This is a genomic window from Pseudomonas sp. R3-52-08, assembly GCF_003851745.1.
Lineage (GTDB): Bacteria > Pseudomonadota > Gammaproteobacteria > Pseudomonadales > Pseudomonadaceae > Aquipseudomonas.
This window is the reverse complement of record NZ_CP027730.1, coordinates 1,531,236-1,543,567: the sequence shown is the minus strand read 5'-3', so window position 1 is coordinate 1,543,567 and position 12,332 is coordinate 1,531,236. Positions and strand designations below refer to the sequence as shown.

The following is a 12,332-nucleotide window of genomic DNA, read 5'->3' as shown; positions in this document are numbered from 1 at the left end:
AATGGCGAGCCTTCCCGCAGTCCCCCCTTACCTATCCTTAATCGATGACGCCCATGTCCGAAGCCAGTCCGTGTCTGAATTGCGGTGCCTGCTGTTCATACTTTCGTGTGTCTTTCTTCTGGGGCGAGTGCGCCTCATCGGGTGGCACCGTACCCGATGACCTGGTAGTGCAAATCAACCCCACCCGCGTGGCGATGATCGGCACCGACCAGAAGCCCGCACGCTGCTGCAGCCTCGAGGGTGAAGTGGGCAAAGGCACGCGCTGTTCAATTTATGAACAGCGCTCAAGCCCCTGCCGCGAGTTCGACGCCTCCTGGAGCCAGGGCGTGCAGAACGCCGATTGCGATGCTGCCCGTGCCGCCTTCGGCCTGGCGCCGCTCGACGAGCCGCTTTTTGAGCTGGATTTGCCCATCAGCGCTTAGCATCAAACGCTATGACTGGCATGCAAAAAGAGTTGTATCAAAGTGCCATTATTCCTGGCAAATCCCGCGAGGCTTCTATACTCGACCTCATAGGTCATCGCCTGAGGCAATGACGCGACACTATGACGGGACACGCTATGGAATGGCTGGGACTGCACTTTTTCACCGACCTTCCAGACAACGGGCACTTATTACTCAATTGCAGTCATAACCCCTTTCTGGTGCTGCTGGCGTACCTGGTCGCCTGCGCGGCCGGCTTTGGCACGCTGGACATGGCCGAGCGCGTCGGTCATGTCGAAGACCCCACCGCCCGCCGTCGCTGGTGTTGGTTGGGCGCCGGTTGCCTGGCGGGCGGTATCTGGTCGACCCACTTCATCAGCATGCTGGCATTCCAGGCCCCCGTCGCCATTCATTACGAATTGCTGATGACCTTCGCCTCGTTGGTGATTGCCCTGATCGCTTCGCTGTTCGCCATGCAAACCCTCAGTCATGCGCACCTGCGGCTCCATCAATACCTGCTGGCCTCGGTGTGGATGGGACTGGGTATCGCGCTGATGCACTACGTCGGCATGTCAGCCATGCGCTCCCAGGCCCAGGCCTACTTCGACTCCGGGCTGCTCATGGCCTCGGTCGCGATTGCCATCGGCGCGAGCCTGGCAGCGTTGTTGCTGTCGAGCTACCTGCGCGACGGTACCGGCGTGTTTCATCAATTGCTCAAGTACGCCGCCAGCCTGGTGCTGGGCGCCGGCATCCTGAGCATGCATTTCACCGGCATGGCGGCCATGCAAATGCTGATACCGGACGGGGCGGATCTGTCGTTGCCCGTCGATAACAATCCGCTGCAACTGAGCCTGTCGGTGGCGACGATCACCTTGCTGGTTATCGGCAGCAGCATCAGCGCAGCGTTGGCCGACAAAAAGCTGCAGCACAAGGAACGCGATTTGCGCCGGGTCAACGCACTGCTCAGCGAGCTGGACCAGGCCCGAGCCTCGTTGCAACAGGTGGCCCATTACGACGCGCTGACCAGCTTGCTCAACCGGCGTGGCTTCAACCAGATCTTCGCGGAAAAGGTCGCGGAAAAAACCGCGACCCGCGGCATGATGGCGGTGATCTTCCTCGACATCGATCATTTCAAGCGCATCAACGACAGCCTTGGGCATGATGCCGGTGACCAGTTGCTCTCCGTGCTGGCCAGCCATATCAAAGGCTCGGTACGCAGCCATGCCGATGTGGTCGCGCGTTTTGGCGGGGATGAATTCTGCATTCTGATCAATATCCATCATCGCGACGAAGCGCGGCACATGGCCCAGCGCATCATGCAAAAAATGAAAGAACCCATCGAGTTGGCAGGCCGGCGCATGGTCATGACTACCAGCATCGGTATCAGCCTGTTTCCCGACGATGGCCAAACCTGTGAAGAACTGCTGAAAACCGCCGACTTGGCGCTTTACCAGTCCAAGGATGCTGGCCGCAATAGCCTGCACTTCTTCAGCTCCAACCTCAAAACCCGCGCTTTCCTTGAGCTGCAACTTGAAGAGCAACTGCGCGCGGCCCTGCGCGGGCGCAATGAGTTGGTGTTGTTTTATCAGCCGATCTTCGACATGAAGCTCGGCAAGGTCACGCGCCTGGAGGCCCTGGTGCGTTGGCAGCACCCACAACATGGGTTGCTGGCGCCGGACCGGTTTATCGGGATTGCCGAGAATAACGGCTTGATTGCCGAACTGGACCACTGGGTATTGCGCCAGGCCTGTCATGACTTGAGCCTGTTGTCTGATCGCGGCTATAGCGAGTTGACCATGGCCGTGAATTGCTCGGCCCTGAACCTGGCCCGTGATGAACTGGCGGATGAAATCGAAGCGGCCCTGCGCTTTGCCGGCATTGCTGCCAATCGCCTGGAGCTGGAAGTCACCGAAAACGCGTTGATGGGCAATATCAGCAGCACCCTGGCCCTGTTGCGGCAAATCCGCGCCTTGGGTGTATCCCTGGCGATCGATGACTTCGGCACCGGCTATTCATCCCTGGCCTACCTCAAGCGCCTGCCGCTCAACACCTTGAAGATCGACCGGTCGTTTATCCAGGACATACCCAGGTCCACCGCCGACAGCGAAATTGTCCAGGCCATCATTGCCATGGCTCATACGTTGCACCTGGAGGTGGTGACCGAAGGGGTGGAAACCCAGGCGCAATTCGAGCTGTTGCAGCAGCATGGCTGCGATTTCATTCAGGGTTATTTGCTGAGCCCGGCGGTGGCCCTCAGCGACATCATTGGCGTCATGCAAGGCATGCAGATACGCAACCCACTCCACACATTCAGCGCAGACGGTAATAAAGAGGCGCCGCCGCCAAAAGAACCTGCCCCGGCGTGCATCAGCCCGCCTTCAGTTGTCAGGCCCATCCGCTGACGTGGCAGGCTGCCAGTAGTCAGGCGCCAATACCTTGAAACAATTTCCCAGCCGTTACGCCAGCGCTCCAACTGTTCCCGTGACGTTAACGTCACCGTCACCTGTGACCTTTCTCTACGGCAACGTGCCATCACGGCGGAAGCGGTTACTCCGCTACACACTTGCGCAGGCGCGAGCCGTGCACCTATTTGGCTCACTGATTTCTTACGCTGCCCTTTCCTGGATCAAAATCCACGGCGAGACCACCACCGCCCACAGGCTCGGGTCACGCGTGACCAAGTCCACCGCCCGCGTCGCAGACACTTCGCCAAGACTCCCCGCAGCCAGCCAGGCAGCGACTTTCTCGCGATTGTCTTCGGCCATCGCTTCGGCCGCTTCGATCAAATCCAGGCCGGCGTCGACCCACAATAGGGCACCCTTGGCAAAGAACGGTTCAAGCTCCTTCCAGGAAATTTCGGCGGTTTCACCGAGCAGCTTGGCATAGAGGGTGCTAGGTTCTTGCGTCATGGGAGTTCACCTGAGTAAAAAATCGGCGCAATCATAACGTCGTGTCTCAGTTGGAAAAACCCAGTAGCAAATAAGCTGGCGATTGAAAGTGTCGGAAAAGCCAAGGAATGCTCGAAAGGCTGGCATTACCCAGCCGCAATTCTGTCTTTTTCTTTCATTTAAGCGACACAACTCGGTTTTGCCCCCAGCAGCCAGCTTTCCAAGCGATCAACCGGCGCTCTACACTGTACCGGTACAGTTGCCAGGGCATCGCCGGGGGATATCCGAGATATCTGATCCGGTTCTGCAGCTCACAAGGCCGCTAGAACTATAAAAAATACAACAGTAAGAGTGGAGCACTATGAATAAGGCTACTAAGCAGATTTCCAAACTGTTTGCCGCTATGGTCCTGGCTGGGGTTGCCGGCCATTCGTTCGCAGCCGACACCATCAAGATCGGCATCGCCGGCCCCAAGACCGGGCCTGTAACGCAATATGGCGACATGCAATTCATGGGTGCCAAGCAGGCCATCGCCGACATCAACGCCAAGGGCGGCGTCGACGGCAAAATGCTTGAAGCCAAGGAATACGACGACGCGTGCGATCCGAAGCAAGCCGTTGCCGTCGCCAACAAAGTGGTCAACGACGGCGTCAAGTTCGTGGTCGGTCACCTTTGCTCCAGCTCCACTCAGCCAGCCTCCGATATCTATGAAGACGAAGGCGTCATCATGATTACCCCGGCGGCCACCAGCCCGGAAATCACCGCCCGTGGCTACAAGCTGATCTTCCGCACCATCGGCCTGGACAGCGCCCAGGGCCCGGCGGCCGGCAACTACATCGCCGACCACGTCAAGCCGAAGATCGTTGCCGTACTGCACGACAAGCAGCAATACGGTGAAGGCATCGCCACCGCCGTCAAGCAAACCCTCGAGAAGAAAGGCACCAAGGTTGCCGTCTTCGAAGGCCTGAACGCCGGTGACAAGGACTTCTCCTCGGTCATCCAGAAACTCAAGCAAGCCAACGTCGACTTCGTCTACTACGGCGGCTACCACCCTGAGCTGGGCCTGATCCTGCGCCAAGCCAAGGAAAAAGGCCTGAACGCCAAGTTCATGGGCCCAGAGGGCGTCGGCAACGACTCCATCTCGCAAATCGCCCAGGGCGCTTCCGAAGGCCTGCTGGTGACCCTGCCTAAATCCTTCGACACCGACCCAGCCAACAAAGCCATCGTTGAAGAGTTCGCCAAGAACAAGCAGGACCCAACCGGTCCGTTCGTGTTCCCGGCCTACTCGGCCATCGAAGTGATCGCCGGCGGCATCAAGGCTGCCAAGAGCGAAGACACCGCCAAGGTGGCCGAGGCCATCCACGCGGGTACCTTCAAGACCCCGACCGGCGAGCTGAGCTTCGACGCCAAGGGCGACCTGAAGGACTTCAAATTCGTGGTCTATGAATGGCACTTCGGCAAACCAAAAACCGAAGTTTCCCCTCAGTAAGCCAGGCGTTACTGGTCAACAAGCCCACTGTGAGAGCAGTGGGCTTTGTTTTACGAGGTTTATGGGCCATGTCACCCGCGATCCGGGCGCTGGCTCACCTGAAAATCTTAAAACCGTCACCAGCGGTTCGCTGGCAAACGCTTTGTGCAAATGTGCTCGCAGAACACAGCGCAGGGCCGGAACATGACTCCACCAGTGAAATGCGTATCGGGTTTTTAGGAGCGCTGTAATGCCTGAGATCTATCATTTTTTCCAACAGCTGGTTAATGGCCTGACCATTGGCAGCACCTACGCCTTGATAGCCATTGGCTACACAATGGTTTACGGCATCATTGGAATGATCAACTTCGCCCATGGCGAGGTGTACATGATTGGTTCCTACGTGGCCTTCATCGCCCTTGCCGGGCTGGCCATGATGGGTATCCACTCCCTGCCGCTGTTGATGACCGCTGCGTTCCTGGCATCGATCGTCGTGACCAGTGCCTATGGCTACAGTATCGAGCGCGTTGCCTACCGCCCCTTGCGCGGCAGCAACCGGTTGATCCCGCTGATTTCCGCCATCGGCATGTCGATTTTCCTGCAGAACACCGTATTGCTGTCCCAGGACTCCAAGGACAAGTCCATTCCCAACCTGATCCCAGGGAGCTTCTCCTTCGGCCCAGGTGGTGCGCAAGAAGTGCTGATTTCCTACATGCAGATCCTGGTCTTTGTCGTCACCCTGGTGGCGATGCTCGGCCTCACGCTGTTCATTTCCCGCTCTCGTCTGGGACGCGCCTGCCGGGCCTGCGCCGAAGACATCAAGATGGCCAATCTGTTGGGCATCAACACCAATAACATTATTGCCCTGACCTTCGTGATCGGTGCCGCGCTGGCCGCAGTCGCCGCCGTGTTGCTGAGCATGCAGTACGGCGTGATCAACCCCAACGCTGGTTTCCTGGTGGGGCTCAAGGCCTTTACCGCAGCGGTACTGGGCGGCATCGGCAGTATTCCGGGCGCCATGCTCGGTGGGCTGGTGCTGGGCGTGGCCGAAGCCTTTGGCGCCGATATCTTCGGTGACCAGTACAAGGACGTCGTGGCGTTCGGCTTGTTGGTCCTGGTGTTGTTGTTCCGTCCGACCGGCATCCTGGGCCGTCCGGAGGTTGAGAAAGTATGAGCAGATATCTTAAATCGGCGTTTTTCAGCGCCTTGCTGGTGTGGGCCGTGGCCTTCCCGGTACTCGGCCTCAAGCTGAGCATTGTCGGCATCAACCTGGAAGTGCATGGCACCGGCCCCGTGACCCTGACCATCATCGCCCTGTGCTCGGTGCTGATGTTCCTGCGCGTGCTGTTCACCCAGCAGGTCGGCGCCCTGTTCAAGGGCAACCGTGCGCCGTTGGTGTCGCCCAAGGTCAGCCAATTCCTGACCCTGCCGCGCACCCAGCGCTACATCATCATCGGCCTGATCGTGGCCGCGTTGATCTGGCCGTTCTTCGGCTCGCGCGGTGCAGTCGACATCGCCACCCTGATCCTGATCTACGTGTTGCTGGGCCTGGGCCTGAACATCGTGGTGGGCCTGGCCGGCCTGCTCGACCTGGGTTATGTGGGCTTCTATGCGGTGGGTGCCTACACCTACGCGCTGCTGTCGCACTACCTGGGTTGGAGCTTCTGGGTCTGCCTGCCACTCGCCGGTCTGATGGCGGCCACGTTCGGCTTCCTGCTGGGCTTCCCGGTGTTGCGTTTGCGCGGTGACTACCTGGCGATCGTGACCCTGGGCTTCGGTGAAATCATCCGTCTGTTCCTGCGTAACCTCACCGATATCACCGGCGGCCCCAACGGCATCAGCAGCATCCCCAAGCCGACGTTCTTCGGGCTGTCGTTCGACCGCACCGCCGCAGAGGGCATGCAGACTTTCCACGAGTACTTCGGGATTGCCTACAACCCGGTGAGCAAAGTGGTGTTCCTGTACCTGGTTGCCCTATTGCTGGCACTGGCGGCACTGTTCGTGATCAACCGCCTGCTGCGCATGCCGATTGGCCGCGCGTGGGAAGCGCTGCGCGAAGATGAAATCGCCTGCCGTGCACTGGGCATGAACCCGACAGTCATCAAACTTTCGGCCTTCACCCTTGGGGCAACCTTCGCCGGTTTCGCTGGCAGCTTCTTCGCCGCACGCCAAGGCCTGGTGACCCCGGAGTCGTTCACGTTCATCGAGTCGGCGATCATCCTCGCCATCGTGGTACTGGGTGGCATGGGCTCGCAGCTGGGTGTGATTCTGGCCGCGATCGTGATGATCCTGCTGCCGGAAATGATGCGAGAGTTCAGCGAGTACCGCATGTTGATGTTCGGCGCCATGATGGTGCTGATGATGATCTGGCGCCCCCAAGGCCTGCTGCCCATGCAACGTCCACACATGGAGCTGCGCAAATGAGCCGCGAGATCCTGAAAGTCGAAAATCTGAGCATGCGCTTTGGCGGCTTGCTCGCGGTCAACGGCGTCGCCCTGACCGTCAAAGAGAAGCAGGTCGTCGCGCTGATCGGCCCCAATGGCGCCGGCAAGACCACGGTGTTCAACTGCCTCACCGGTTTCTACAAGCCGAGCGGCGGCAGTATCCTGCTGGACGGCCAGCCGATCCAGGGCCTGGCCGGTCACGAGATCGCCCGCAAGGGCGTGGTGCGCACGTTCCAGAACGTGCGCTTGTTCAAGGACATGACAGCGGTCGAGAACTTGTTGATCGCCCAACACCGTCACCTGAACACCAACTTCTTCGCAGGCCTGTTCAAGACCCCGGCGTTCCGCAAGAGCGAGCGCGAAGCCATGGAGTACGCGGCGTATTGGCTGGACAAGGTCAATCTCACCGAGTTCGCCAACCGCCCGGCCGGCACCCTGGCCTATGGTCAGCAACGTCGCCTGGAAATCGCCCGTTGCATGATGACCCGTCCACGGATCCTGATGCTCGACGAACCGGCGGCGGGCTTGAACCCCAAGGAAACCGAAGACCTCAAGGCGCTTATCGGCGTGTTGCGTGAGGAAAACAATGCCACCGTGCTGTTGATCGAACACGATATGAAACTGGTCATGAGCATTTCCGACCATATCGTGGTGATCAACCAGGGCACGCCGCTCGCCGACGGGACGCCGGAGCAGATCCGCGACAATCCCGAAGTGATCAAAGCCTACCTGGGGGAAGCGTAAAATGCTGCAATTCGAAAACGTTTCCACTTTCTACGGCAAGATCCAGGCCCTGCACAGCGTCAACGTGGAAGTGCGTCAGGGCGAGATCGTGACCCTGATCGGCGCCAACGGCGCTGGCAAGTCGACGTTGCTGATGACCCTGTGCGGCTCGCCCCAGGCCCACAGCGGCAGCATCCGCTACATGGGTGAAGAGCTGGTGGGCAAGCACTCCGCCGAAATCATGCGCAAGAGCATTGCGGTGGTACCGGAAGGCCGTCGCGTGTTTTCGCGCCTGACCGTGGAAGAGAACCTGGCCATGGGCGGGTTCTTTACCGACAAGGGCGATTACCAGGAACAGATGGACAAGGTGCTGCACCTGTTCCCTCGGCTCAAGGAGCGCTTCAGCCAGCGCGGCGGCACCATGTCCGGCGGCGAGCAGCAAATGCTCGCCATCGGGCGGGCGTTGATGAGCAAGCCCAAGCTGTTGCTGTTGGACGAGCCGTCCCTGGGCCTGGCACCGATCATCATCCAGCAGATCTTCGACATCATTGAGCAACTGCGCAAGGACGGGGTAACGGTGTTTTTGGTGGAACAGAACGCCAACCAGGCCCTGAAAATTGCCGACCGGGCCTACGTGCTGGAAAACGGCCGGGTGGTGATGCAGGGCACTGGCGAGCAATTGCTGACCGATCCTAAGGTGCGTGAGGCCTACCTGGGCGGTTAAAACGGTTGCTGGATGAACCGGTACTCAATGTGGGAGGGGGCTTGCCCCCGATAGCGGTGGGTCAGTTGATAACTATATTGACTGACACTCAGCCATCGGGGGCAAGCCCCCTCCCACATTTGCTTTGTGTGATCCTTAAACTCGCGTTTTCTAAATTTTTTCCGGCTGGCTTGTAACGAAGTTCGTCCCCCTCTCTCTAGTGGTGCAAGCAGGCAATCAAGCCTGCCACATAAACCCACTGCTGGAGATACCCCATGACCACCAAACTGTCCGCTGCCGCCCTCCTCCTGGCCCTCGGTTCGACCCTGAGCCTGTCCGCCCTGACCACCACCGCCCATGCTGCCGACGACATGCAGAAATGCTTCGGCATCGCCGAGGCCGGCAAGAACGACTGCGCCGCCGGCGCTGGCACCTCGTGCGCCGGTACGTCCAAAACCAAGGACCAGGCCAACGCCTGGAAACTGGTCCCAGCCGGTACCTGCCTGAAAACCCCAAGCACTACCTCGCCGACCGGTTTCGGCCAGGAAGCTGCTTTCACCGCAAAGTCCTGAAGCCCAACGCGACCTGAGTACTGATGATGACCCTTTCATCCCTGCAAGCCGTCTCCCAGGCTCAGGCATCCGGCCTGCCGCGTCGGGCCGGATTGGGACTGAAGACCGAGCACTTCACTGAAGTGCTCGGCTCTTCACCAGACATTGGTTTCTTTGAAGTGCATGCCGAAAACTACATGGTCGCCGGCGGCCCTTTTCACCATTACCTGGGGTTGATCCGCGAACGCTACCCACTGTCGTTGCACGGCGTGGGCCTCTCCATCGGTGGCGAAGGTCCGCTCAACCCTGAGCACCTGGCACGGTTGGCCGGGCTGATCGAACGCTATCAACCTCACTCATTTTCCGAACACCTAGCCTGGTCCAGCCACGGCGCGGTGTTTCTCAATGACCTGCTGCCCCTGGCCTACGATGCACAAACCCTGGCGCGCGTAGCCGAGCACATAGACCAAGTGCAAAGCGCGCTCAAGCGGCCGATGCTATTGGAGAACCCGTCGACCTATGTGCAATTTCAACGCTCCACCCTGGACGAAGCGGACTTCATCAACGAAGTCATTCGGCGCACCGGCTGCGGTTTGCTGCTGGACGTGAATAACGTCTACGTGTCGTGCATCAATCATCAGCGCGATCCGCTGGCCTACATCGATGCCTTACCGTTGCATGCCGTCGGCGAGATACATCTGGCCGGGTTTGCCGAAGACACCGACAGCCTGGGCGACAGGCTGCTTATCGATGATCACGGTGCGCCGATCGATGCTGCGGTGTGGCAGCTATACGAACAGTTGCTCAAACGCACGGGGCCGGTCGCCACGCTGATCGAACGGGATAACCAGGTGCCGAGCTTCAGCACGCTGCACGCCGAGGCCAGGCACGCCGAATGGTATCTGTCGCAGGTGATGTCATGAGCCTTCAGGACGCGTTCACCCACGCCCTGCTCGCGGCGCACGGTTCCTGCCCGGAGGGGGTGTTCAGCAGTAACGGCGCCGACCCCGCCAGCCGCTTTGCGGTGTATCGCAATAACGTCCACAGTTCGTTGATCAATGCGCTGGCGGCCAGTTATCCCGTGACGCTACAGCTGGTGGGCGATGAGTTTTTCCGCGCCATGGCTGGCGTTTTCGTCCAGGCCAACCCGCCCACCAGCCCGCTGATCAACGCGTACGGCAGCACATTGGCCGACTTTATCCAGGCATTCGCACCGGCCGCCAGCGTGCCCTACCTGGCGGATGTCGCGCGGCTGGAGCGCCTGCGGGTGCGTGCTTATCACGCGACCGACATTCCGGCGCTGTGCCAGCACGCTGTTCTCCAGCATCTGCAAGGTCAATCAGGCGTAGCGCGGTTGAGCCTGACGCTGCATCCATCGCTCGCCACCTTGAGCTCTGCTTACGCGGTCGTGACGGTATGGGCCGCGCACCAGGCGGACGGCGACCTCGCTGGCGTGGCCGGATGGCCTGCCCAGAACGCGTTGGTGTTGCGCCACGGGTTGGCGGTCAAGGTCTTCGTCATCGACAGCGGCTCGGTGGCCTTTATCAACTGCCTGAACCAGGGCGCGAGACTGGAGATGGCGGTGGAGCATGCCTTGCAGGCCTCCTCCGAATTCGATCTGCATCGGTGCCTGACGCTGTTGATCAGCCACGACGCCATTACTCATTTACACCTGGAACCCAAGGTATCGCCATGAACAATTCCGCCGCCAGCCTGCTGAAACAGGCCATCGCACTTTTTGAAAAAATTCCCTACAGCCTGATCGCCTTTATCGCGCGCTTCTCTATCGCGGCGGTGTTCTGGAAATCCGGACAAACCAAAGTCGAAGGGTTTGCCATTGATCTGATCAGCGGCACCTTCCAACTCGGCGCCCCCAAACTGGCCGCCTCGACCTTGCCGTTATTTCGCAGCGAATACCATGTGCCGCTGTTGTCACCCGAAGTCGCCGCGCACCTGGCAGCGTTTGCCGAGCACTTTTTCCCGGTGCTGATCCTGCTGGGATTCGCCACGCGATTCTCGGCCCTTGCCTTGATCGGCATGACCCTGACTATCCAGTTGTTTGTCTATCCGGACGCCTACCCGACCCATGGCACCTGGATCGCGCTGTTACTGCTGCTGGTGGCCAAGGGCCCGGGCCGGCTGTCCATCGACCACTGGATCGCCCGTCACTCCCGCTGAAGACGGTCCAGGGCGGCGCCGCTGCGCTTGAACCAGTCCACCAAATAGTCGGCCAGTACCTGGGTGCGCCGCGGCAGGCCACCTTGATAGGGATGCACCAGGTACATCGGCTGGCTGCGCGTTTGATAATCGCGCAGCAGCCAGCGCAATCGACCCTCCGCCAATTCCGTCGGTAGCAGGTAGGACGGCAGGCGCGCGATACCGGCGCCCACCAATGCGGCTTTCTTCAAGAGGTTGTAGTGGTTGGACGCGAAAGTGCCACTGACCCGCACACGCAACAGCTCATGCTGCTGGTGGTACAGCCACTCCTCGCGGCCGCTGTAGTGACTGTTGAGCAAACAGGTATGGCCCGCCAGCTCCGCCGGGTGCAGCGGTTCACCGTGCTGTTCCAGATAGGCCGGACTGGCGCAGGTCATCTCGTGCCAGGCCAGCAGCGGCTTGATCACCAGGCGCTCATTCTCGATGGCCCCCGAGCGTACGCCCAGATCGAAGCCATCCCGCGCCAGATCCCGATAGCTATTGTTGAGCTCCAGCTCGATCTGCACCTGTGGGTAGTGCTTGGAAAATTCCAGCAACAAGCCATCGAAGAAGGTTTCTCCCAATGACACCGGAACCGTCATACGTACTGGCCCGGCCAAATCATCCTTGAGTCGGGCCAAAGCCTGACGCGCACGCTCCACTTGCACCACCAGCGCCTGTGCCTGGGGCAGCAAGGCCGCGCCTGCGGCGGTCAGGCTCAGCTTGCGCGTGGTGCGATGCAACAGCACCACGGCGTACTGCGCTTCGAGCTGGCTGATTCGCTTGGACAATTGGCCCTTGCTGCACCCCAGTTGCTCCGACGCCACGGTGAAACTGCCGGCTTCGATCAACACCGCGAAGGCCGCCAAGTCATCCATTTCGCTCATGGATTGTTTCCAACTGAAAACCAAAGGTTGCCTATTAGCAGGTTTATCCG

13 protein-coding genes are annotated in these 12,332 nt (G+C 59.9%); 11 read left to right on the top strand and 2 right to left on the bottom strand.

The window, feature by feature from the left end; all coding sequences use genetic code 11:
* Positions 1–53: 53 nt before the first annotated feature.
* Both C4J91_RS07040 and C4J91_RS07035 read left to right on the top strand, forming a co-directional pair.
* Positions 54–422, top strand: a complete 369-nt coding sequence (locus C4J91_RS07040) for a YkgJ family cysteine cluster protein (RefSeq protein WP_124361661.1) — start codon at positions 54–56, stop codon at positions 420–422.
* Positions 423–559: 137 nt separating this feature from the next.
* The gene (locus C4J91_RS07035) at positions 560–2,824 is read left to right on the top strand and encodes a bifunctional diguanylate cyclase/phosphodiesterase (RefSeq protein WP_124361660.1); all 2,265 of its coding nucleotides are present in this window, start codon (positions 560–562) and stop codon (positions 2,822–2,824) included.
* Between the two features lie 204 nt (positions 2,825–3,028).
* Here C4J91_RS07035 and C4J91_RS07030 read toward each other — a convergent pair whose 3' ends face one another.
* Complete coding sequence (locus tag C4J91_RS07030; RefSeq protein ID WP_124361659.1) at positions 3,029–3,331, bottom strand: DUF2288 domain-containing protein; 303 nt, start codon at positions 3,329–3,331, stop codon at positions 3,029–3,031.
* A 340-nt stretch (positions 3,332–3,671) separates the two neighbouring features.
* Between C4J91_RS07030 and C4J91_RS07020 the strand changes: the two genes are divergently transcribed.
* The 9 genes from C4J91_RS07020 (at position 3,672) to C4J91_RS06980 (ending at position 11,377) form a co-directional block, all read left to right on the top strand.
* Positions 3,672–4,799 carry a branched-chain amino acid ABC transporter substrate-binding protein gene (locus C4J91_RS07020; RefSeq protein WP_124361658.1) on the top strand — a complete coding sequence of 376 codons (1,128 nt, stop codon included), beginning with the start codon at positions 3,672–3,674 and terminating at the stop codon, positions 4,797–4,799.
* A 229-nt stretch (positions 4,800–5,028) separates the two neighbouring features.
* Positions 5,029–5,952 carry a high-affinity branched-chain amino acid ABC transporter permease LivH gene (livH, locus tag C4J91_RS07015; RefSeq protein WP_003231100.1) on the top strand — a complete coding sequence of 308 codons (924 nt, stop codon included), beginning with the start codon at positions 5,029–5,031 and terminating at the stop codon, positions 5,950–5,952.
* On the top strand, positions 5,949–7,202 hold the full coding sequence (locus C4J91_RS07010; RefSeq protein ID WP_124361657.1) for a high-affinity branched-chain amino acid ABC transporter permease LivM: 1,254 nt from the start codon (positions 5,949–5,951) through the stop codon (positions 7,200–7,202). The genes livH and C4J91_RS07010 overlap by 4 nt, the downstream gene beginning before the upstream one ends.
* Positions 7,199–7,966 carry a high-affinity branched-chain amino acid ABC transporter ATP-binding protein LivG gene (gene livG / locus C4J91_RS07005; RefSeq protein WP_027604424.1) on the top strand — a complete coding sequence of 256 codons (768 nt, stop codon included), beginning with the start codon at positions 7,199–7,201 and terminating at the stop codon, positions 7,964–7,966. Before C4J91_RS07010 ends, livG begins: the two co-directional genes overlap by 4 nt.
* Before the next feature lies 1 nt (position 7,967).
* Positions 7,968–8,669 (top strand): ABC transporter ATP-binding protein, encoded by a 702-nt coding sequence (locus C4J91_RS07000; RefSeq protein WP_065932826.1) that lies wholly within the window; start codon positions 7,968–7,970, stop codon positions 8,667–8,669.
* Positions 8,670–8,923: 254 nt separating this feature from the next.
* A complete protein-coding gene (locus C4J91_RS06995) occupies positions 8,924–9,220 on the top strand; it encodes a DUF2282 domain-containing protein (RefSeq protein ID WP_124361656.1) in 297 nt (98 codons plus the stop codon).
* 23 nt (positions 9,221–9,243) lie between these two features.
* Positions 9,244–10,122 carry a DUF692 domain-containing protein gene (locus C4J91_RS06990; protein WP_124361655.1) on the top strand — a complete coding sequence of 293 codons (879 nt, stop codon included), beginning with the start codon at positions 9,244–9,246 and terminating at the stop codon, positions 10,120–10,122.
* A complete protein-coding gene (locus C4J91_RS06985) occupies positions 10,119–10,895 on the top strand; it encodes a DNA-binding domain-containing protein (protein WP_124361654.1) in 777 nt (258 codons plus the stop codon). The genes C4J91_RS06990 and C4J91_RS06985 overlap by 4 nt, the downstream gene beginning before the upstream one ends.
* The gene (locus tag C4J91_RS06980; protein ID WP_124361653.1) at positions 10,892–11,377 is read left to right on the top strand and encodes a DoxX family protein; all 486 of its coding nucleotides are present in this window, start codon (positions 10,892–10,894) and stop codon (positions 11,375–11,377) included. The genes C4J91_RS06985 and C4J91_RS06980 overlap by 4 nt, the downstream gene beginning before the upstream one ends.
* On the opposite strand, the gene C4J91_RS06975 is transcribed toward C4J91_RS06980, so the two are convergent.
* Positions 11,365–12,282: a LysR family transcriptional regulator gene (locus C4J91_RS06975; protein WP_124361652.1), complete on the bottom strand. Its 918-nt coding sequence runs from the start codon at positions 12,280–12,282 to the stop codon at positions 11,365–11,367. The genes C4J91_RS06980 and C4J91_RS06975 overlap by 13 nt on opposite strands.
* Positions 12,283–12,332 lie beyond the last annotated feature (50 nt).